A 21628-nucleotide genomic window follows, 5' to 3' on the forward strand; every position below is an offset into this window, starting at 1 on the left:
CGTCACCCGCAGGCAACTTGAGCGTCACCGGGCGCCTTGTACGTTCGTCGCGCTCGATGTCGCGTTCGTCGGCTATTTCGCCAGATACAGGGAGGTGCGCATGGGGCGCCCGGAAAGACCGCTGGACCCGACGACCGGCCCCGTGCCGCGGCTCGCGCACGAACTGCGGGAGCTGCGCAGGACCGCGGGGAACCCCTCGTACCGGAAGATGGCCGAGACGGCGGGCTTCTCCCCGACAACGCTGTCGCAGGCCGCGGCCGGTGAACGGCTGCCGTCCCTCGCCGTCGTCCAGGGCTATGTACGGGCCTGCGGCGGCGACCCGGAGGAGTGGGAGCCGCGGTGGAAGGACGCCGAGGCGGAGGCGGCGGGGGCGGCTCGCGAGGACGACGAGGACGCGACGCCGCCGTACCGGGGCCTCGCCCGGTTCGAGCCGGCCGACCAGGGGCTGTTCTTCGGGCGGGCCCGCCTGACGGAGGACCTGCTCCAGCTGGTGTGCGGGCACCGGTTCGCCGCGGTGTTCGGCGCCTCGGGCAGCGGGAAGTCCTCCCTGCTGCGGGCCGGACTGATACCCCGGCTCCAGAAGGTGATCGCGGACCGGGGCCGCCCGGCGGTGCTGCGGGTGCTCACGCCCGGGGACCGGCCGGCCGCCACGTACGGCCATCTGCTGACCCCGGCGGCGGACGAGCCGGAGAGCTGGGTGGTGGTGGACCAGTTCGAGGAGCTCTTCACCCTGTGCCGGGACCGGGCCGAGCGAGCCCGGTTCATCGACCTGCTGCTCGCCGCAAGGGACCCCGGCAGCCGGCTGCGGGTGCTCATCGCCGTACGGGCCGACTTCTACCCCCGCTGCGGCGAGCACCGGGGGCTGGCGGACACGCTGTGCGGCGCCGGACTGCTGGTCGGCCCGATGACCGCGGACGAGCTGCGCGAGGCGGTCGTCAAGCCGGCGCAGGAGGTCGGGCTCCTGGTGGAGCGGGAACTGACCGCGCGGATCGTGGAGGAGGTCCTCGACGAGCCCGGCGGGCTGCCGATGCTCTCGCACGCCCTGCTGGAGACCTGGCGGCGACGCAAGGGCCGGGTGCTCACCCTGGCCGCGTACCAGGCGGCCGGCGGGGTGCGAGGCGCCATCGCGGGGAGCGCCGAGGAGGCGTACGGGCAGCTGACCGCACCCCAGGCGGAGGCCGCCCGGCGTCTGCTGCTGCGGATGGTCGAGCCCGGTCAGGGCACCCCGGACACCCGGCGTCCGCTGACCAGCGCCGAGCGGGGGGAGTGGGTGTGCCCCGAGGGGCCGACGGTGGTGGAGCGGCTGGCCCGCGCCCGCCTGCTGACGGTCGACGAGGAATCCGTCCAGCTCGCCCACGAGGCGCTGATCGTCTCCTGGCCGCGGTTGCGCGACTGGATCGAGCAGGACCGTGAGCGGCTGCGCCACCACCGGCGGCTGACCGAGGCCGCCCGCGTCTGGCTGGAGCACGACCGCGACCCCGGCGCCCTGTACCGGGGCACCCGCCTGGAGCGTGTGGCGGAGCTGTTCCCCGACCATGAGCACGACCATGCCCTGACCGTGCCGGAACGCGAGTTCCTCACCGCCGCCCTGGCCGCCCGGGAGGCGGAGCGCACGGCCGCCGCCCGCTCCACGCGCCGGGCACGGGCGGGGATGGGCGCACTGGCGGCGGTCCTCGTGGTGGCGCTGGTCGCCAGTGTCGCGGCCTGGACGCAGCGCCGGGACAACGAGCGCCGCCGCACCGACGACGCGGCCCGCCGTATCGCCGCCGTCGCGGACGCCCAGCGCACGACCGACCCGCGCACGGCACAGCTGCTGGGCGTCGCCGCCTGGCAGGTGGCGAAGCTGCCGGAGACCCGGCGGGCGCTGCTGGGCTCGCTCGGCCAGCAGGAACTGGACACCTTCAGCGACCCGGCACCCGGGGGCGGCTCCCCCCGCTACCTGACGGACTCCGGCCGTACGCTGCTCAGCGTCGAGGGACACACCTGGCGGACCTGGGACGTGGCACGGCACCGGCGGATCGCCTCGGGGCGGCTGCCGGAGGGCGGCAGTGCGGTCGGGGCGAGTCCGGACGGGCGGCTGCTGGCGATCCAGGGGGACGACGGGGTACGGCTGTGGGACACGGCCGCCGGACGCTGGTTCGGTGACCCGCTGCCGGGGTCGACCTCCGGGGACTTCGCCGAGCGCACTTACGTCGTGAACAGTACGGACAACGACAGGGTGCAGGTACGTTCGGCCGCGGACGCGAAGCTGCTGTTCGAGACGGAGGCGGACAGTGCGCCGACGCCGGTGCCGAGCGCGGACGGCCGGCTGCTCGCGTTCTGCCCCACCACGGCCGGCCCGGCGCAGGTACGGGACCTGACGGACGGGCGCACGGTGCCCGGGCGCTGGGCCCACGTGGGCGACATCTGCGGCCAGGAGCACATGCAGCTGGTGCTCGGCGAAGGCGAGCGAAGCGAGATGGGGGTCCCCCCGGCCGAAGGCTGGGGGAAGCTCGCCGCGGTGGCCGCGAACGGGGTGCGGGTCTGGGACATCCGGTCGGGGGAGCAGGTGGCCGACCTCGCCGACGCCGGAGTCAAGTACGCCGCCTTCAACAAGGACGGGAAGTTCCTGGCGACCGCCGACGGGGAGGAGATCAGGGTGTGGCGGATGGGCGTCGACGCCCCCGTGTTCCGCCACTCCCTCAACAACCAGCCCCTGCACGGCGGCCTGGAGTGGGACCCTGCCCGCCCGGTGCTGCGCTATCTGGAGGGCGGCACCGTCCACTCCCTGGACGTCGCGACGGCCGTGACGTCCGCCTGGCGGGACCAGCCGCTGGACAACGTGCTGATCGGCCCGGACGGCCGTACCTTCGCCACCGCGCGACGCATCGGCGACACCTACCGATTCGAGCTGCGCGACACCGGCGACCAACGACTGCTCAAGACACTGCCGCCCACGCCGCTCCCGGTATCCCGCGACCCCTCCCAGCCGGTCCGCCCGGAGTACACCGTCCCTTTTCTGGCCTTCGCCCCCGACGGCAAGACGCTCGCGTACACCGTCTCGATGCCCGGGAGCGAGGCGTCCTCGCAACGCCTCACGATCTGGGACGTCGCCCGGGGCCGGGTCCGCACGACGCTGGAACTGGCGACGAAGAAGTCGGCCGGGGCGGTCATCGCGATCGCCCTGGGCCCGGACGCCCGCACCCTCCACCTCACCCGCACCCTGGCGATCGGCGAGCCGAGCAACGAGACCTGGGACATCGCCCGCCACCGCCGGACGGCGGTCCTCACGGGCCTGTCCAGCCGCCACCTGACCGTCCGTCCCGACGACGGGCTCCTGGTCGGCGACAACCGCACGGCGGGCCTGCCGGGCGGCAGGGCCACCAGACGCGACCTGGTCCAGGGCGGCGAGATCAGCGCCCTCGCCTTCGCTCCGGACGGTTCGCGGCTCGCGGCGGGGGACCAGGGGGGCCGGGCGACGCTGTGGGACGGAACGGTCCGGCAGCGGGAGGGGGCTCTGCCGAACGTCTTCCCCGCGCTCCCGGAGGCCTTGGCCAACACGATGACCGGCGACACCTCCGAGGCCGTCAGCGCCCTCGCCCTCAGCCCCGACGGCAGCACACTGGCGGTGGGCGGCGAGGCGGGGAGCCTGCAACTGTGGGACGTTGCCACCCAGCAACCGCTCGGTGGCCTGCTCACGACACCGGGTGAGTCGATCGACACGGTGGCGTTCGGTGCGGACAGCGGCACGGTGTACGCGGGAAGCGCGCATGTGCCCCTCCAGCGTTACACCATCGCCCCGTCGAAGGCGGTCGGGACGGTGTGCGCCCGGACGGGAGGGGGGAACGGGCTGACGCGGGCGCAGTGGCAGAGGTACGTACGCGACGTGCCGTACCGCAAGGTGTGCGGCCACTGACCGTCCGGCATTGCTGTGGAGGAAACGTAACAGCACACTCGTTCGAGTGGGCGGCTCCGGATTCCTTGAGTGGGCTCCGCGTCTACTCTGGGAGCGTCGCGTCGAGCGAAGGAGGTCTGTCATGGCGACGGCGGAGCCGATCATCATGCCGGGGTACCAAGGCGAAGCCATTCACGGGCCGTACGACGACCCGGACGGCGACAGTGACGCGGACAGCGGCGTGCCCGACTACTCGGACACGAGCGTAGAGGCGGCCTTCGAGCGCATCAGTGCGGCAGCTCCCCTGGGCTGGCGCGTGGAGCTGATCGAAGGGGAGATCTGCGTGACGCCACCGGCCAATGGGGAGCACGAGGAGATTTTGGCGGAGGTCAATCACCAGGTCGGCCGGAAGGCGTCCGATGATTCCCTGCGCAACTATGGCGGCATCGGCCTGAGCCTCCCCGGCTCGTCCGACACTGGTCGCGTCGAGCCGGACCTGGTGATCGCTCCGAGGGGCACTTTCGACGACCAAGAGGTGTGGCACGACCCGACGGGTGTCCTCCTCGTCGCCGAGGTCACCTCCAAGAGCACCGCCGACCGCGACCGCAACAAGAAGATCCGCGGCTACGCCCGCGCGGGCATCCCTGTCTACCTGCTGATCGACCGCGAAGAAGCGCAGGTCATCGTCTACTCCGAACCGTCCGGCGACGAATACACCCAGAACCCCAAGTACAAGCTCGGCCTCGCCGTGCCGCTGCCCGAGCCCCTCGGGTTCGAGCTGGACACCGCGGAGTTCTGACCCCGCTGCTGCGCCGGTTCCGGTTCCGGTTCCGGTTCCGCCGCCCGCGCCGGGCCCGTATTCGCCGCCAGGATCAGGGTCGCCACGGCGACCACGGCGGCGGCGAATCCTCGGGTGTAGCGCTCGGTGGTGCTGGTGCGTTCCTGCACGGCGACCTCGCAACAGCCATGGGTTAATCGCGTTTAATCCGCGGTTTAACCTAGGGGCTGCCGGACCCGAACGGCAAGGGTCGCAGAGGCAGTTGGCCGAGGTGGGGGCGTTGAGCGATGTCGGACCGTGACGACCCGGGGATCATCGGGCGGAGAGTGCAGCAACTGCGGGCCGACCGCGGGCTGACGCAGAAGCAACTGGCGGAACCGGCGTACACCCCGGCCTACATCTCCACCCTGGAGGCGGGCCGCGTCCGCGCCTCCGACGACGCGTTACGGCACATCGCCGACCGGCTCGGCGTCGCCTTCGAGGAACTCGCCACCGGCCGCCCCGCGCACCTCGTCACGGACCTGCGCCTGCGGCTGACCGAGGCCCAGCGCGCCCTCGCCACCGGCGATGCCGAGGCGGCGGCCGAGCAGTACGCCGCGCTGCTCGCCGAGGCGGAGGCGTACGGGTTCGCCGAGGAGCAGGCGACCGCGCTGCTCGGGCTCGGCGAGTGCGGCATCGACGTGGGTGAACTCGCCTCCGCCCGGCGTCACTTCGAGCGGGCCGAGCGCATGCTTGCCGAAGCCGACGCCCCACTGCCCGCCCGCGTCCCGGCCCTGCGCGGAAGGGCCGTGTCCCACTACCTCGCTGGGGAGCTCCGCTACGCCGTCTACCTCCTCGAGTCCACCCTCGACGAGCTGAACCGCGGCGGCCTGCACGACCCCGACGCGCTGCTCCTCCTCTACGCCAGCGTCATCGGCCCCTACATGGACATGGGCGTCCACGCCCGCGCCGCTCAGGCCGCCGAGTACGCCCTCGCCCTCGCCCCGCAGGCCGCGGACCCGGCCCTGGTCGCCCGTATGCACCGGTCCGTCGCCCGCACCCTGCTCGCCGAAGGGCGGGTCGCCGAGGCCGACGCCTCCCTCGCCAAGGCCGCCGAGCTGTACCGGCAACTGCAGATCCGCACCGAACTCGCCAACTGCCACTGGATGCGCGGCTACGTCTACGCCCAGAACGGCGACCTGGAGCGCGCCGAGGCCGAACTGCGCGAGGCCCGGTCCATGCTCACCGCCCAGCGCGCCGCCCTCTACACCAGCCAGGTCGCCGTCGAACTCGCCGACGTGCTGCACCGGCGCGGCAAGTCCGACGAGGCCGCCGCCCTGCTCCACGAGGTGCTCAGCGACCTCAGCCCCGAACGCGGCGCCCTGCACTCCGCCGCCGCCCACCGCCTCCTCGGCATCATCGCCGAGGACGCCCACGACACCGAGACCGCCGAGGAGCACTACGTCCGCGCCCTCAGCCTCCTGGAGCGCGCGGGCGCGGCCGGCGACCTGGCCGACCTGTGCCGGCTGCTCGGCGACCTGCTGCGCCGCACGGGACGGGTGGAGGCGGCCCTGGACGTGTACCGGACGGGGCTGGGACACCGTACGGCTCCCGGCACCACCACCCTCGGGCCCGCCCCCGCACAGCCCCCTCTCTGAGCACCGGCTCGCCCTGGCTGTCGGTGCTGCTGCTGGCGCTCCTCGCGGTCGTCCTGTGCGTGTGCAGCGAGGCGGACGCGTTCGTCGCCGCCTCCCTGAGCGGCTTCTCGCCGACCGCGCGGCTGGCGTTCATGGTGGTCGGGCCGATGGTGGACCTGAAGCTGATCGCCCTCCAGGCGGGCACGTTCGGGCGGTCCTTCGCCGTGCGGTTCTCGTCCGTGACATGGGTGGTGGCCGTGGGGAGCAGCGCGCTGGTGGGGTGGTGGCTGCTGTGAGGCGCTACGGGCCGGCGGTGCTGCTGCTCCTGACGGGTGCGGCGATCCTGCGGATATCGCTGCTCAGCGAGTTGTACCTGCGGTATGTGCAGGCGGGACTACGGCCATACCTGGTCGTGTCCGGGTTCCTGCTGGTTCTGCTGGCGGCGGCCGCGGCGGTCGGGCGACCGGAACAGGAACCGTACGCCGAGCAGGGCCAGCACGCAGAGCACGGCGAACACGCCGGCCGCGATCAGCAACGCGAGCACGGCGAGCACGACGATTCCGGCGGCGATTCCCACGCCCACGATCAGCACGGCGGCCACCATAGCCCCGGCGTCGCCTGGCTCCTCACCCTCCCCGCCCTCGCCCTCCTCCTCTTCCCGCCCCCCGCGCTCGGTTCCTACAGCGCCGAACGCGAGGCGGCGCAGCGGGCCGCGCAAGGGGTCGGGGCCTTCCCCGCGCTGGCGGCCGGGAACCCGGTGGAACTGACGGTGGCGGAGTTCGGTTCCCGGGCGATCTACGACAGCGGACGGTCGCTGGCCGGCCGCACGGTCCGGCTGACCGGCTTCGTCACCCGCGACGACGACGGCACCTGGTACGTCACCCGCCTCCTCGTCGCCTGCTGCGCCGCCGACGCCACCACCAGCAAGGTCGAGATCCGGGGCGCGGACGCTCCGCCCGTCGACGCCTGGGTCACCGTCACCGGCGCCTGGCACCCCAAGGGCACGCTCGGCACGGACGAGGCATGGCCGCCCGTCCTGGACGCGGCGTCGGTGCGGCGGGTCGCGCAGCCGGCGAACCCGTACGAGAAGCGGTAGCAGCGGTAGCAGCGCTCGTCGCGCGGCGGTCGGCGGGGTTTCGCGGGGCGTGCCACGGGTAGTCGGGCGGCGTCCGGGCGAGCGGTGGAACGGCCACCCAAAGGCCCTGGACCAGGCAGGCCGCTCTCATGAGGAGGCTGCTGTGCGGCCCAAAGACGGTCATCGTGATGAGCGGGGACGAGAGCGGACGGGTGCCGCGGACGCGATCGCCGACGGCGTACGCGGTGCCGGACCCGGCGAGATCCCGGCGCGGCTGTGCGGCGTGGCCGTCGAGCTGCTGCCCGTGACCGGCGCGAGCGTGTCGCTGCACAGTGACGGCATGCCCGTCCAGCTGGGCGCGAGCAGTGCGCAGGCCGCGTATGTGACCGAGATCCAGGCGACCTTGGGCGACGGCCCCTGCCAGTCCGCCGCACAGAGCGGTACGCCCGTGCTGGCCTGCGACCTGACGACCGGAGGAGACGTCCTGCGCTGGCCGGTCTTCGCCCAGCAGGCCACGGCCGCCGGGGTGCGGGCGGTCTACTCGATGCCGCTCGGCAACGACACGGTGTGCGTGGGCACGCTCGACCTCTACCGGGACACCCCCGGCGACCTCACCGACCGGGATCTGCGGACGGCGCGGCTGGTGGCCGGGATGATGACGGTGGCGCTGATGGCGCTGCCGCGCGCGGAGGACGCGGGCGACCAGGACGGCGAACGGTGGCTGGGCGGCCTGGCCGCCGACCACGACCAGGTCTACCAGGCCACCGGCATGATCATGGCCCAGCTCGGCGTCGGCACGGACGAGGCGCTGGCACGGCTGCGGGCCCACGCGTTCGCGGGCGGGAGTACGGCCCTGGACGTGGCACGGGACGTGGTGGAACACCGGGTGCGGTTCGACCAGGAGTAGGGCCGCGGGTCCGCCTAGGATCGTCGACCATGGACATAGTGGGTCTCATCTTCGTGCTGGCCGCGTTCGCAGGCATCCTCACCATCCAGAGCAGGATCTCCCGGACGGATCAGCGAGTTGCCCGGGTCGAGCACAAACTCGACCTGATTCTCGACCACTTGGGGCTGCGCGCGGACGACCCGCGGATGGACGAGGTCCTCGCGCTCGTGCGGAACGACAGGAAGATCCAGGCGATCAAGGTCTATCGGGAGATCACGGGGGCGGGCTTGAAGGAGGCCAAGGACGCGGTCGAGCGCATGGCCTAGCGCAGGGGTCAGATCTCCACCCGGCCGCGTTTCCTGACTTCCGCCAGGCGTTGGGCGCCGAGTTCGACCGCGGCCAGGGTGGCGTCGCCCGGTACCTGGCCGAGGCCGCCGTTGGTGACGGTGATGGCGTCGTCGCCGACGCGGACGGCCGCGACGTGGAGGGTGAGCGTGGGCGCGGCCGTGCCCTCACCCGTGCTTTCACCCTCGCCCTCACCCTCGTCCCCGCCCCCCTCCTCGTTCTCGGAGACGCCGCTGAGGACGATGTGCAGACCCCGCCGGGCGTCGCCGACCTCCGGCATCCGAGCCTCGCCGACCTCCACGGTCATCAGCCCGCCGCGCGTGGTCCTGGCCGTGAACTGCCCGCATGTGCGCGGCAGGCTGCCGAGCCACTCCAGCGTCCGGTCCACTTCCGCCGGCCGATGGGCCACCACCTGGTAGCGCAGCTGGGCCTCGTCGTACTCGTCGTCGAGGCCGACCGACGCGCGCGTACGGGCGTCGGGCCCGAACAGCTCCTCCGCGTACAGGGCGTCGAGCAGCCGTCGGCACTCGGCCGACTCGGCGCTCGCCTTGAGCATGGCGTCCCGCCAGGTGGCGACGCCCCGGGTGGGGACCCAGGGTTCCCCGAGATCGGCCTCGGTGATGAGGGCGGCCCGGGCCTGCGCCTCGGTGAGGGTCGGGGCGGCCGCGGGGGTCGGGGGCCCGGTGGCGGTGGCCGCGGGGGAGACCGCGGCGGGGACGCCCGAGATCGCCCTCTCCGGCCGGACGAGGGAGCAGGCGGAGGCGGTGGTCAGCAGGGTGGCCGCCGAGAGCGTCGAGGCGATGACGGCGCGGGCCGGGGGACGGGGCATCGCGGGGCCTCCTGGGCTGGGGTCGGGCGTGCGCTCAAGAGCGGTGCGTGTTCTTAAGGCATCACCCCGGGAGTACGACCACCAGCGCGCCGAGCCGTCCGGGTGACGGGGTCCGCTCCCCCTGCGGGCAGGCCGGATCGCCGATTCGGGCCACGCGGAGGCGGGCCGGTCGGGGAGGATGCGCGGGTGACGACGGACATATGGCGGAACGTGGCGGTCGTTCTCATCGGCCTCGTCCTACCCGTCATCGGCGCTTGGTGGTTGGAACGTCCCCGTAGGCGTTCGGCTCATCCGGCCGCCTCCGAGTTCCTCCCGTACGCGGTCCGGGCGGTGGAGGCCGAACAGCTCCGGGGGCTGGGACGACCGCTGTACCCACCGGCCGGCATGGCTCCGCCGGGTAGGCTGCCGCGGGCAGCGGGGCAGAGCATCGCGGCGACGTTCGAGAGCCTGCACGACAAGCGCCTGGTCATCCTCGGCGACGCGGGGTCGGGCAAGACGACCGCTGCCCGCAGACTCGTTCCCATGCTGCTCGACGACGGTCCCATGCCCGTCATGGTCGGCCTCTCCTCGTGGGAACCCGCGTCGCAGAGTGTGCAGGACTGGTTCATCTCACGCGTCGCGGACCGTTACGGCGCGGAAGCGGACCATGTGCGGGTTTTGACGGTGACTCGTCGCCTGCTTCCGGTACTCGACGGGCTCGACGAGCTTCCCGACTCCCAACGGGCCACCTGCGTACCCCTGTTGATGCGCTGGCTGGACGGGTTCCCCGGGTACGTGCTGACCTGCCGCACCGACGCCTACGAAGACATGGCCGACCTCCTCGGCCCCGGCGTGGGCACCACCGTGACGCTGCTGCCGCTGCGGGCGCAGGACGTCGCCGCCGAGTTGCGTGCGGTCGACGCCCGGCGATGGGCGCCGGTCGCCACGGCCGTCGAGGACGAACCGTCCGGTCCGCTCGCCGAGGCCCTTTCCTCACCATGGTTCCTGTCGCTCGCAACAAGTGGCTACGAAGGGCATCGGCACCGGGACCCAACAGAGCTCACCGACCGCGGGGAGCTGCCCGACGCCGCTGCCGTACGGCAGCGGATCTGGGACACGGCCGATCCGACGGTCAGCATCGAGGGCTGGGGCACGGACGGAAGGCGCCGCCTCGAACTGATCGCCGACGCGATGGGGAGCGAGGCCGACGGCCTGCTGCTGTGGTGGCGGATGGCCGGTAAGTACGGTTCGCCGTGGGCGGTGGCCTATGTGACCGCCGCGTTGCTGGGGATTCCCGCCCTTGTCGCGCTGGCGGCGGACCGGGGGCTCGGGAGCAGCCTCTCGGGGATGTACGGCATCTTCGGCTATCTGGCCTTCCTGGCACCGATGATCTCGCACCAGGAGCCCCGGCGTCTCTGGCGGCGACCGGCGCTGCGGCTGGTGCCGCTTCATGGAGCCACCTTCTGGTTCTTCGCGACGACGCTCGGTGTGGGGCTGATCAGCCCGCCCATCGGCGTGGTCATCACCCTGGATCCGGAGTGGTTTCTCCCCCGAACATGGTTCTCGATGGGCCTTATGGCGATCGGTGCTGTCGCGGCATTCGTAATCATGATCACCGGGCCGAACACCGAACCCGGCCGAGCCCGCCGAGCCGGTGACCAGCTCTCCGATCTGGGGGCAGCGCTGCTCACCTCAAGCGCGGTCACCGCACTCGCGTGTCTCCCGATCGGTCTGTTGTCCGACCCGGCAGGCCAGACCGCGGGCAGCGATGGACTGCCCTGGTTCGTGTGGGCGGCGACCTCGCTGGGATTCTTCACCACCGTCCTGCTGACCCGCACCGCCTGGGGACGCTACCGCCTCACCCACCTCGGGTTGGTCCTCGACGGGGAACTGCCGCTGCGCCTCGGCCGCTTCCTGGCCGAGGCGCAGGAACAGGGAGTGCTCGTACCGGCCGACGGATACGGCGCCGGCTGCTACACGTTCCGCCACAGCCTGGCCCGCGAGGCCCTGCTGGGCGGGGGAACGGACCGACTGGCCCGCGTCCGCGCCACGGAACGCTTTCAACAAGAGATACGCGCCGAGGTTCTGACCTTGCCGGAGTCCGTCGCCTACCTCGCGTTCACGTCCGACGGCAGCCCCGAGAGGTACGCGCGCGAGCGGGAGCACATCGCGGAGCTGGCCGACGAGGTGCTGACCAACGAGCTGCGCGCCGCCGCGGACAAGGGCACCGAGGCGTACGAGCGGTACCGCGAGGCCAGGCAGCGTATGAGCGAGGCGCTGCGCGTGAGCGTCTGGGCGAACCCCACGACGGCGCGGCTCTACGGGCTCGCGGCGCTGCTGGCCGGGGCCATCGTGTGCGGAGCCGTCGGAGTGCTGACCGGCGTGGACCAGTCGAAGGTGGGCGTAGGCATGGTCGGGTGGACGCTGGGGGCCTGTCTGGTCCTTCTTGTCGTCGCCCGCTCGGATGCAACGCCGGTTCCCCGCCGCGTCGCCTACGTGATCGTCGCCGTTCTGGCCCTCTACACCTCCACGCCCTGGACCCTGTCCCCGTTCCTCCCCGAGCACTCGCTGGGAACCATCGCGGCGATCACAGCGGCAGCAGACATCTTCTTCCTAGTCGCCTGGCTCTACGCCCGCCCCCATGTGTCCCGTGCCCGCGCCGTACTGGACGACGACCCCGACGCCTGGCCCGAACTCCCGGCCATCCGTCACCATCGTGAAACCGCGTCCGAGGCCCGGCAGACCTGGCTGACCGTCGTGGCCCGGGACGGTGTCATGCCGCTGATCCGGGGCCGGCTCAGGGTCGGTACGGACACGGGGACGGTGCCCGCGCTGCCCGCGATCGCCCCGTCCCGGCTCACCGGCTCACGGCGTTCCGACCAGTTCGTGGGCACGGATACGGCCGATGAAATCGCCTTCCATCTTCGCGAGTTGGAGAGCGCGAGCATCGGCGTCAGCGGGCAGCGCGGGGTGGGCAAGTCCAGTCTCATGCAGCGGTTCTGTACCTCCGGCTCGCTGTCCGCCGCCGACAACCTGCTCGTCCTGGCGCCCGCCCCGACCTCGTACGACCCCCGGGAATTCCTGATCCATCTGTTCGCGGAGGTGTGCCGCCAGGTCACCGGCGGCAACCCTGGGGACGACGGGCGCCAGGCCCCGGATCCTGTGCGCCGCAGGACCCTCGTGCACCAGCTGGGTGCCGCCCTGATGGTGGCCGCAGGCGTTCTGATCACCGTCGTGACACTTCTGTGGCCCGAACTCACCGCGGCCGCGGCGGCGGTCACCGGTCATGCGAAGGCGCTGGTGATCGCCGGGGGTGGCGTGCTCACCGTCGCGGGCCTCACGTGGGCGCTGTCCCTGTCCCTACGGGCGGGCCGGGCTGGGCGCCGGCACGGAAAAAACCCGCGGGACACCGAGGTATTGGCCGCCACCCATCTGCGCACCCTGCATTACCAGTTGACGTTCCTGCGCACCCGCAACGCCCAGCTCGCTCTCCCGGGCGGGCTTCAACTGGCCGACGGCTCCCAGGTCCAGCACACCCAGCAGGTGCTCACCTACCCCGAACTGGTCGCCCGTTTCCGCGCGTTCCTCACCGAGGTCGCCCGGGACCGCGGGCAGTCGGGCGGGCGTGTGGTCATCGGGATCGACGAACTCGACAAGCTGGGCAGCTCGCAGGACGCCGAGCGGTTCCTCAACGACCTCAAGGTCGTCTTCGGGATCCGCGGCTGCCACTTCCTCGTCGCCGTGTCCGAGGACGCGCTGACCACGTTCGGTCGGCACGTCCTCGATGTGCGCACCGCGTTCGACAGTGCCTTCGACCGCGTGGTCGCCGTACGCCCGCTCAGCCTCAGCCAGGCGCGCACGCTCCTCGAACTGCGGGGCGTTTGGCTGCCCGGGCCGTATCTGTGGCTGTGCCAGGTGCTGTCGGGCGGTCTCCCGCGGGACCTGCTGCGCGCGGTGACGAGCCTGGCCACGGAACGCGCTCTGCGCGGCACCGTGGGCCTGCGGAAGCTGTCGCAGAGGCTGATCGAGGACGACGCCCGGACCGTCCTCTCCGCGCAGACCCGGTACGCCGCCACGCTGAGCGGCGCCGATGCCCCACGCGCCGCCCGGTGGATCGCCGACGCATCACAGGCCGCGGTCACCGCCGACGAGTGGGAGGCCGCCATCGGCGCCGCCCCGCCCATCGACCCCGACCAGTACGACGTGGCTCGCGCCGTGACCCAGGTACGCGCCTACCTGGCCCTGGGGGCCACCCTCATGCGGACCTTCACCGAGGGCGACGTGGCTGCCACCCTCGACTGGTTGCGCCTCGCGGGCCCGGACCCGGTCGACCGTCTCACCACCGCCCGCGCCAAACTCGCCACCGAGCCCGAGACGTCCTGGTCGGCCGTGAACCGCTACCGCTCCGAGACACCGGGCTTGGCGCCCTTGCCCGAACCGACGTAGTCCACGAAGGTACGGAAGGCCTCCGGCGTGAGCGTGAGCATGCCGTGGCCCGGGTTCTTGGAGTCACGGACGGCGACGCAGGGGGTGAGGTCGGCGACCTCGACGCAGTCGCCGCCGCTGGTGCCGCTGTAGCTGGACTTACGCCACGTCGCGGCCTTCAGCTGCTCGCTGGTGTCCATAGCGTTCCTCCATCACGCGGGCGATCAGGTTGGCCGAGTCCTCGGGCGAGAGGGCGCCAGCCTGCAAGCGAGCGTATCCGACTGAACGTTCCCTAATAACTTGCGGGTTGGGGGTCATGTGCCCCTGGTCGTAGCTCTCGCTGTAGAAGAGGTCGGGGTGCTCGTCGAAGCGCAGGAGGTTGAACGTGCCCATCATTCCGGTGTGCGCGCCTACGGAGTACGGCAGCACCTGGATGTGCACCGACTGGTTGTTCCGGAAGCTCAACAGGTGGGCGAGTTGCTCGCGCATGACGTCCCGGTCGCCGACCATCCGGTACAGCACCGACTCGTCCAGGACCACCCACAGCGCGGGTGGCTGTTCGCGCTCCAGGATGCGCTGCCGATCCATGCGGGCGGCGACCATCTCCTCGACCCTGTCCGGGTGGTCCACGCACAGCAGCGCCGCCGCGTACGCCTTCGTCTGGAGAAGCCCGTACACCAGCTGGCTCTGATACGTGGAGATGTACGTCGCCTTCGACTCCATGTCGGCATACGGCTGGAACCACGTCGGCAACTGGCTGCGCAGCACCAGCCCCACCATCCGCGAGAACATCCCGTCCGTCACCAGCGCCGCGTCCACACGCTCGGCGAAATCCCGCGTCGGTACCTTCAGCGTCGTCTCGATCTGGCCGATCAGCGACCCCGAGCAGAACAGAACCGAGCCCAGCTGCTTCAGAGTCAGCCCCGCCTCCTCCCGCTTTCTCCTCAGCTCGTAGCCGAAGTAGTCCAACGGAGAAGCCGTGGGGTCGAGTTGACGAATGTGTACCAAGGCGTACCACCCCCAAGTCCGGTCTGTAGCTGAGCGTAATCACACGGCTCCGCACAGGTGACGTGAATCGGGAAATCACCGCGACATCCCCGCCCACCCGCTGTTACCGTCGCCCCATGCAGCGCGCCAACCCGTCTCTCACGACGACGCCGGACCCCGTCCCGGCGCGCTGACACCTGAGCGATCCGAAGCCCCGGGGCGAGTGCCCCGGGGTTTTGTCGTGGGTGCTCGTCCGTTCACCTGGAGGAGTAGCCATGCACGACCACCGCCGCCTCGGCCGCGAACTCGACCTGTTCGACACCGACCCGCTGATGGGCGCGGGACTCCCGTACTGGCTGCCCGACGGGGCCGTCGTACGGCAGACCCTGGAGGAGTACGTCCGGGAGGCCGAGCGGGCGGCCGGGTACCGGCACGTGTACTCACCGGTCCTCGGCAAACGGGAGCTGTACGAGATCTCCGGGCACTGGTCGCACTACAGCGACGACATGTTCCCGCCGATGAGGCTCGGCGCGGAGGAGATGGTGCTGCGGCCCAGCCTCTGCCCCCATCACGCGCTGATCTACCGCTCCCGCTCCCGCAGCTACCGCGAACTCCCCCTCCGCATGGCGGAGTTGGGCGGCATGTACCGCTCGGAGCTGTCGGGGGTCCTGGGCGGTCTGACCCGCGTCCGGTCGATCCAGCTCAACGACGCGCACATCTTCTGCACCCTGGAGCAGGCGGTGGACGAGGCCCGCGCCGCCCTCGAACTCATCGCCCGCGCTTACGCCGATCTGGGTATCCGGGCCACCCGCCACCGTCTTTCCCTCCCGGCCGAGGGCCAGGGCGGGGGCGAGGGCGGCGGCAAGTACGTCGCCGACCCCGAGCTGTGGCGACGGGCCAGCGCGCTGCTCCGCGAGGTCCTCGACGGCTCCGGCATCCCGTACGAGGAGGCCGAGGGCGAGGCGGCCTTCTACGGCCCCAAGATCGACGTCCAGGTCACCGACCCGGCGGGACGCGAGGCGACCCTCTCCACCGTGCAGATCGACTTCCACCAGCCCGAACGCTTCGACCTGCACTACATCGGCGCCGACGGCGCCAGACACCGCCCGGTCATGGTCCACCGCAGCATCATCGGCAGCGTCGAACGAGTGGTCGCCCACCTCGTCGAACAGCACGGCGGCGCCTTCCCGGCCTGGCTAACCCCCGTGCAACTGCTGATCCTGCCCGTGTCGCAGGCGCAGAGCCAGAAGGGGGAGGACCTGCTGCGCCGGGCCCGCCATCAGGGCCTGCGCGCGGAGCTCGCCGGTCCCGAGCACGGCACCCTGGGCGCCCGCATCCGCGCGGCACGCCTCGTGCCGTACCAGGCGGTCATCGGTGAGCGGGAGGCCGAGGCGGACGGTGACCTCGTGGCCGTACGACTGCGGGACGGCCGCAGGCCGGGGGCCGTACCCGCCGCGGAGCTGCTGGCCCGGATCGCCGCCCGCGTCGCGGCGCGCGGTCCCGAGCTGTGGGACGACGAGGGGGTTGCCGAGGCGGACGGCGGGGGAGACGCCGCATGACGCCGCACGCACGTAACCGCACGACGACGCCATACGGCGACGCACTCCACCTAGATCACACCGTAAGGTCGGTTTCGTAGAGCCCGCCACCGCAACCGTGTCAGGAGCCTCGCCGTGACGAACGCCGAAGGGCAGCCCATCCCGGTGATCATCGACTGTGACACCGGCGTCGACGACGCTCTGGCGCTGTTGTTCGCGGTACGCCACCCGGGTCTCGACCTGCGCGCCGTCACCTGTGTGGCGGGCAACACGGACGTGGACGGCGTCGTACGCAACACCCTCACCGTCCTGGAGCAGGCCGGCGCCCCCGACATCCCCGTCGCCCGGGGCGCCGGACGCCCGCTGATCGAGCCCGCGCGCTCGGCGCGGCATGTGCACGGCGAGGACGGCATGGGCGACATCGGCCTGCCCGCCCCGACCCGCGCCCCGGTCGACGTGGACGCGGTGACGCTGCTGCGCCGCGAGATCCTGGCGTCCCCGCGCCCGGTCACCCTGATTCCCACCGCGCCGCTCACCAACATCGCCCTGCTGCTGCGCGCGCACCCGGAGGTGACCGGCAACATCGAGCGGATCGTCTTCATGGGCGGCGCGGTGGCCACGGGGAACGCCACGCCGGTCGCGGAGTTCAACGTGTGGCACGACCCGGAGGCCGCCGCGATCCTGCTCACGGCCGGGGTGCCGATCACCATGTACGGCCTGGACGTCTTCCAGCGGGTCGTGGTTCCCGGCGCGGACGTGCGACGCCTGCGGGCGAGCGCGGAGCCCGGTGCCCGTCTCGCAGGCGACCTGCTGGCCCACCGTCCGGCCACGCCGGACGTCGCCGCCGACTCCGAGGCCGGTGGCATCGGCGACGCGGGCGCGGTCTGCACGGTCGTGGATCCGGCGGGCCTCACCACCCGTCTCCTCCCCGTCGAGGTCTCCCTCGCCCCCGGCCCCACCCGCGGCCAGACGATCGTCGACCGCCGCCCCCGCCCCGGCGAGTCCGAGATCCACACCGGCCTGCGCGAACAGGCCCTGGTGGACGTGGCGTTGGACGTGGACGTGGCCCGCTTCGTGAAGCTGTATCTGACGACCGTGGAGGGATAGGCGCCGATGGGGCAGCCTGCATTTGCGTGAACAGGACAGGCTGAACAGGCTCGGATATTCTGGTGCTGATGTCGACCATCCGGGCCATGCCTGGTCGGGGGGCGGGCCGCCTGTATTCGGAAGGCGACGCCTTATGCGCGTGAAAGCGAAGTGGGCAACCGCGTGCGCTTCGGCCGTTCTGATCGCCGTCGGCGGGACAACGGCGCACGCTGTACCGGCAGATGACTCGCCGGAAGAGATATTCACGAAAGCCGCTCCGGCGACGGTTCACCTGATGGTCACCACCGCCGGGGGCGAGTTCCAGGGCACTGGCTTCGTCTATGACGCGGACAAGGGGCTCATTCTCACCAACGCGCATGTCGTGGACGGTATGACCGCGCTGAAGGTGGGCATCGAGAACAAGGATCCGGTCGCCGCCCAGGTCGTCGGCAGCGATCCGTGCCAGGACCTGGCCGTCGTCAAGCTCGACGCTCCGCAAGAGGACCTGAAGGAACTCGAGTTCGGTGACGGTGACGACGTCGAGACCACGGATGAAGTCATGGCCATCGGCTATCCGAGTTCTCTCGAGAATTCCGCCGACCAGAGGGCCATCTTCACCTCCGGGACGGTTCAGTCGCCGGACGTGGCCGCTGATCCGAGCCCGTCCCTTCCGCACTATCCGGCCACCGTTCAGCACTCCGCCGCGATCAACCCCGGTAATTCCGGAGGGCCCTTGCTGAACAGCGACGGCAAAGTGGTGGGTGTGAACACCTTGGTGAACACCGAGGCGCAGGGGCAGTACTACTCGATCACCGGAGAGCACGCACAGGCACAGATCGCCGGGCTGGCCGCGGGTGCCAAGAAGAACGATGCCGGATGGGCGGTCTACTCCCTGGACGACGAATACCTCGTCGACTATTTCCCCGACGCGGAGGACCAGCAGATCGTCGGCCAGGCACAGCAGGAGTTCCTTCAGAACGACGTGCACGGACTGCTCGTGCAGAGCACGACGGCCAACTCTCCGGCGGCGAAGGCCGAGCTGTCCACCGGAGATGTGATCACTCACGTCAAGGGCTCCCCGGTGGATACGGTCAGCGCCCTGTGTGACGTGCTGCAGTCTGCGACCCCCGGCGAAGAGCTCTCGGTCGAGGGTATCTACGGCATCGGGGCCGAGGAGATAGACAAGCAGCCCTTGGACACGTGGGAGACCAACTTGACGCTCTCGGGCAAGTAGCGCCACGCGCACCGAGACATGCGAACGCCCGGGAGATTCCGGGGCGTTCGTGTCGAGGTGGGTCGATCAGGAACGAGCCGCCCGACGCCGCTTCGACGCCACGACGAACGCCGCGCCGCCCGCCACCAGCACCACCGCGCCGATGGCGATCGGGCCGGTCGCGCTGCTGCCGCCGGTCTGGGCGAGGTCGCCGCCGCCGTTGGGGGAGGGCGCCGGGGTGGACGCCGATTCGGAGGGCTCCGGGGTCGGGGTCTCGGTCGACGGCGTCTCCGACGCGGGCGGCGTCGTCTCCTCCGCCGGGGTCGACGGCTCCTCGGACGCGGGCTCCGACGGCTCGGCCGGCGGCTCCTCGGTCGCCGGCGGCTCCGTCGTGCAGTCCTTCGTGCCGCCGTTCCAGGCCGCGATCAGCTTGTCCTTGATGACCGGGCGGTCCGGGCCCTTGGGCAGGTCCCCGTGCTCGAAGCCGTCGTTCGCGTCGAGCTTGCCGTCGAACTTCACCGCGCCCCGGTACAGGTCGATCTGCGCGAAGCAGCCCGCGTCCGGGACGGCGATGTCGAGGGTGTCGCTCTGGCCCGGCTTGACCGTGACGGTGTCGAAGTCGACGAAGACCTGCTCGCCGGAGGTGGCGAAGGTCGGGCCGAGGGCGAGGTAGGAGGCGAGCGAGGCGGTGCAGGTCGTGGCGTCGGCGGCGGCGCGGACCGTGATGTGGACCTTGCCGCCGTCGGTGACCTTCAGGTTCTGGTCGTCGACCTTGACCGAGTCGTAGAAGTTCGTGCCGTCGAGCGAGAACTGGCAGCGGTCGGTGGCCGTCTCCGTGCCGGCGCCGGTGCCGGGCTGGTAGGCACCGCCGGACTTCCAGCCGTCGCCGCCGCCGTGTGAACCGGTGGCCCAGGCGCCGGAGGCGGAGGCGACGCCGGCAGCGCAGAGAACGAGCGACGCGGCGCCCGTCCCCAACAGGCGTCGCGCCATGACACGTCTCGCTATGGACATGCGTATCCCATCGTGGGGGTGGAGTGGTCGAAGAAGACTCACTGGGCTCATTGGTCACACGCGCCACAGTGTGAGCACATCGTCGGGCGACGGGAGGAAGCTGTCAACCTGCGGGAACGCAATACAAGTTCAATTTGCAATCACAATTCCATCACTCAGGGAATGATCTACTCCGCACTGCGTGGTGTTCGCTTTTCCGGCCAAGTGGACAGAGTTCTCACTGTCGCCCGTACACACCCACGAGGAGGCCGCGTGACCGTCCGCACCACCACGCCCGACACCCCCGACCTCTCGTCCCGCAACCCCGACTGGTGGCGCCAGGCCGTCATCTACCAGGTCTACCCCCGCAGCTTCGCCGACGGCGACGGCGACGGGCTCGGTGACCTCAAAGGCGTCACCCAGCGCCTGAACCACCTCGCCGCCCTCGGCGTCGACGCCCTGTGGCTCAGCCCCTTCTACCCCTCCGAGCTGGCCGACGGCGGCTACGACGTCGCCGACTACCGCGACGTCGACCCCCGCCTGGGGACCCTCGACGACTTCGACGCGATGGCCGCCGAGGCCCACCGCCTCGGCCTGAAAGTCATCGTCGACCTGGTCCCCAACCACACCTCCCACCAGCACGTCTGGTTCCAGGAGGCGCTGCGGGCCGGCCCCGGCTCCCCCGCCCGCGACCGCTACGTCTTCCGCGACGGCCGCGGCTCGCACGGCGAACTCCCGCCCACCGACTGGCAGTCCGTCTTCGGCGGCAGCGCCTGGCGCCGGGTCCCCGACGGCCAGTGGTACCTGCACCTGTTCACCCCCGAGCAGCCCGACCTGAACTGGGGGAACGAGGAGGTCCGCGCCGACTTCCGCACCACCCTGCGCTTCTGGTCCGACCGCGGTGTCGACGGCTTCCGCGTCGACGTGGCGCACGCGCTCGCCAAGGACCTGAGCGAACCGCTGCGCGACCTCGGCACCCCGGAACTGAGCCACGAGGACGCGCTTCCGCGGTTCGAGCCCGGCACCCACCCCTTCTACGACCGCGACGAGGTCCACGAGATCTACCGCGACTGGCGCAAGATCCTCGACGCCTACCGCCCGCCCCGCATGGCGGTCGCCGAGGCCTGGGTGAACCCGGCCGCCCGCCGCGCCCTGTACGCCCGCCCGGACGAACTGGGCCAGGCCTTCAACTTCGAGTATCTGCAGGCGGGTTGGGACGCCGAGGAGCTGAACCGGGTCATCACTGACTCGCTCGCCACGGCACGCGCGGCCGGCGCCTCCGCCACCTGGGTCCTGTCCAACCACGACGTCGTACGCCACACCTCCCGCCTGATGCTCCCGCCCGGCACCGACGACAACGCCTGGCTCCTCTCCGGCGGCCACGCACCGGCCGTCGACGAGTCGGCCGGCCTGCGCCGCGCCCGCGCCGCGACCCTCCTCATGCTCGCGCTGCCCGGTTCGTCGTACGTCTACCAGGGCGAGGAACTCGGCCTGCCCGAGGTCGCCGACCTGCCCTCAGAGGTCCTCCAGGACCCGATCTGGGAGCAGACGGGGCGCGTCCGCAAGGGCCGCGACGGCTGCCGGGTGCCGCTGCCGTGGACGACGACGGGACCGTCGTACGGCTTCGGCGCGGGCGGATCCTGGCTGCCGCAGCCGTCGGGCTTCGCGTCGTACGCCGTCGAGGCCCAGGACGGCGTGGAGGGCTCCACCCTGGAGCTCTACCGCACGGCCCTGCGCCTGCGCCGCAAGCTCCTGGCGGGGGAGGAGCTGGAGTGGGCCCCGGACAGTCCGCCCGGGGTCCTGCACTTCGCCCGCTCGGACGGCTGGCGGTGCGTGGCCAACCTCTCCGGCACGGCGGTCGAGCTGCCGCCGGGTGAGGTGCTGATCGGCAGCGGGCCGCTGGAGGGGCGTGCGCTGGGGCCGGACACGACGGTCTGGCTGGCGTAGGCCCGGCTGGCGGCACGCGCCGACGCCGTCCGAGTGAGAGGCGCGGGGCGCTCGCGTGGC

15 protein-coding genes and 1 pseudogene are annotated in these 21628 nt (G+C 71.7%); 12 read left to right on the forward strand and 4 right to left on the reverse strand.

What is annotated here, in order from left to right; all coding sequences use genetic code 11:
* Positions 1-100: 100 nt before the first annotated feature.
* The 7 genes and pseudogenes from AB5J49_RS24575 to AB5J49_RS24605 all read left to right on the forward strand — a co-directional run bounded on the left by AB5J49_RS24575 (position 101) and on the right by AB5J49_RS24605 (position 8555).
* On the forward strand, positions 101-3895 hold the full coding sequence (locus AB5J49_RS24575) for a hypothetical protein (RefSeq protein ID WP_369170787.1): 3795 nt from the start codon (positions 101-103) through the stop codon (positions 3893-3895).
* A gap of 121 nt (positions 3896-4016) precedes the next feature.
* Positions 4017-4673 carry a Uma2 family endonuclease gene (locus tag AB5J49_RS24580; RefSeq protein WP_369170788.1) on the forward strand — a complete coding sequence of 219 codons (657 nt, stop codon included), beginning with the start codon at positions 4017-4019 and terminating at the stop codon, positions 4671-4673.
* A gap of 266 nt (positions 4674-4939) precedes the next feature.
* Positions 4940-6289 (forward strand): tetratricopeptide repeat protein, encoded by a 1350-nt coding sequence (locus AB5J49_RS24585; RefSeq protein ID WP_369170790.1) that lies wholly within the window; start codon positions 4940-4942, stop codon positions 6287-6289.
* Between the two features lie 2 nt (positions 6290-6291).
* Positions 6292-6564 (forward strand): annotated as a pseudogene (locus tag AB5J49_RS24590) (permease); the annotation flags it as partial.
* Positions 6561-7364, forward strand: coding sequence for a TIGR03943 family protein (locus AB5J49_RS24595; protein ID WP_369175245.1), 804 nt, complete (start codon positions 6561-6563; stop codon positions 7362-7364). The pseudogene AB5J49_RS24590 and the gene AB5J49_RS24595, both read left to right, overlap by 4 nt.
* A 142-nt stretch (positions 7365-7506) precedes the next feature.
* Positions 7507-8250 (forward strand): GAF and ANTAR domain-containing protein, encoded by a 744-nt coding sequence (locus AB5J49_RS24600; protein ID WP_369170792.1) that lies wholly within the window; start codon positions 7507-7509, stop codon positions 8248-8250.
* 29 nt (positions 8251-8279) lie between these two features.
* Entirely contained in the window at positions 8280-8555 is a 276-nt protein-coding gene (locus AB5J49_RS24605; RefSeq protein ID WP_369170793.1) for a ribosomal protein L7/L12, read from the forward strand.
* A gap of 8 nt (positions 8556-8563) precedes the next feature.
* On the opposite strand, the gene AB5J49_RS24610 is transcribed toward AB5J49_RS24605, so the two are convergent.
* Complete coding sequence (locus AB5J49_RS24610; protein ID WP_369170794.1) at positions 8564-9403, reverse strand: hypothetical protein; 840 nt, start codon at positions 9401-9403, stop codon at positions 8564-8566.
* A 186-nt stretch (positions 9404-9589) separates the two neighbouring features.
* Here AB5J49_RS24610 and AB5J49_RS24615 point away from each other — a divergent pair, with 186 nt between their 5' ends.
* Entirely contained in the window at positions 9590-13828 is a 4239-nt protein-coding gene (locus tag AB5J49_RS24615) for an NACHT domain-containing protein (RefSeq protein ID WP_369170795.1), read from the forward strand.
* On the opposite strand, the gene AB5J49_RS24620 is transcribed toward AB5J49_RS24615, so the two are convergent.
* A complete protein-coding gene (locus AB5J49_RS24620) occupies positions 13780-14007 on the reverse strand; it encodes a DUF397 domain-containing protein (protein ID WP_369170796.1) in 228 nt (75 codons plus the stop codon). The two genes, AB5J49_RS24615 and AB5J49_RS24620, sit on opposite strands and share 49 nt — an antisense overlap.
* Entirely contained in the window at positions 13967-14815 is an 849-nt protein-coding gene (locus AB5J49_RS24625; protein ID WP_369170798.1) for a Scr1 family TA system antitoxin-like transcriptional regulator, read from the reverse strand. The genes AB5J49_RS24620 and AB5J49_RS24625 overlap by 41 nt, the downstream gene beginning before the upstream one ends.
* Positions 14816-15069: 254 nt before the next feature.
* Between AB5J49_RS24625 and thrS the strand changes: the two genes are divergently transcribed.
* The 3 genes from thrS to AB5J49_RS24640 all read left to right on the forward strand — a co-directional run bounded on the left by thrS (position 15070) and on the right by AB5J49_RS24640 (position 18652).
* The gene (gene thrS, locus AB5J49_RS24630) at positions 15070-16353 is read left to right on the forward strand and encodes a threonine--tRNA ligase (protein ID WP_369170799.1); all 1284 of its coding nucleotides are present in this window, start codon (positions 15070-15072) and stop codon (positions 16351-16353) included.
* A 114-nt stretch (positions 16354-16467) separates the two neighbouring features.
* Positions 16468-17439, forward strand: a complete 972-nt coding sequence (locus AB5J49_RS24635; RefSeq protein WP_369170800.1) for a nucleoside hydrolase — start codon at positions 16468-16470, stop codon at positions 17437-17439.
* Between the two features lie 133 nt (positions 17440-17572).
* Positions 17573-18652 (forward strand): S1C family serine protease, encoded by a 1080-nt coding sequence (locus AB5J49_RS24640; protein ID WP_369170802.1) that lies wholly within the window; start codon positions 17573-17575, stop codon positions 18650-18652.
* A gap of 66 nt (positions 18653-18718) precedes the next feature.
* Here the strand turns inward: AB5J49_RS24640 and AB5J49_RS24645 are convergent, their stop codons facing one another.
* The gene (locus tag AB5J49_RS24645; RefSeq protein WP_369170803.1) at positions 18719-19642 is read right to left on the reverse strand and encodes an LAETG motif-containing sortase-dependent surface protein; all 924 of its coding nucleotides are present in this window, start codon (positions 19640-19642) and stop codon (positions 18719-18721) included.
* Between the two features lie 252 nt (positions 19643-19894).
* On the opposite strand from AB5J49_RS24645, the gene AB5J49_RS24650 reads away from it, so the two are divergent.
* On the forward strand, positions 19895-21568 hold the full coding sequence (locus AB5J49_RS24650; RefSeq protein WP_369170805.1) for a glycoside hydrolase family 13 protein: 1674 nt from the start codon (positions 19895-19897) through the stop codon (positions 21566-21568).
* Positions 21569-21628: the final 60 nt, after the last annotated feature.

The sequence above is a fragment of the Streptomyces sp. R28 genome (genome assembly GCF_041052385.1).
Classification (GTDB): Bacteria; Actinomycetota; Actinomycetes; order Streptomycetales; family Streptomycetaceae; genus Streptomyces.

Excerpts from the sequence above, each read along its gene's own strand:
- AB5J49_RS24605 (WP_369170793.1), top strand. The coding sequence starts at position 8,280 with ATGGACATAGTGGGTCTCATCTTCGTGCTGGCCGCGTTCGCAGGCATC.
- AB5J49_RS24575 (WP_369170787.1), top strand. The coding sequence starts at position 101 with ATGGGGCGCCCGGAAAGACCGCTGGACCCGACGACCGGCCCCGTGCCG.
- AB5J49_RS24585 (WP_369170790.1), top strand. The coding sequence starts at position 4,940 with ATGTCGGACCGTGACGACCCGGGGATCATCGGGCGGAGAGTGCAGCAA.
- thrS (WP_369170799.1), top strand. The coding sequence starts at position 15,070 with ATGCACGACCACCGCCGCCTCGGCCGCGAACTCGACCTGTTCGACACC.
- AB5J49_RS24610 (WP_369170794.1), bottom strand. The coding sequence starts at position 9,403 with ATGCCCCGTCCCCCGGCCCGCGCCGTCATCGCCTCGACGCTCTCGGCG.
- AB5J49_RS24620 (WP_369170796.1), bottom strand. The coding sequence starts at position 14,007 with ATGGACACCAGCGAGCAGCTGAAGGCCGCGACGTGGCGTAAGTCCAGC.
- AB5J49_RS24580 (WP_369170788.1), top strand. The coding sequence starts at position 4,017 with ATGGCGACGGCGGAGCCGATCATCATGCCGGGGTACCAAGGCGAAGCC.
- AB5J49_RS24640 (WP_369170802.1), top strand. The coding sequence starts at position 17,573 with ATGCGCGTGAAAGCGAAGTGGGCAACCGCGTGCGCTTCGGCCGTTCTG.
- AB5J49_RS24645 (WP_369170803.1), bottom strand. The coding sequence starts at position 19,642 with ATGTCCATAGCGAGACGTGTCATGGCGCGACGCCTGTTGGGGACGGGC.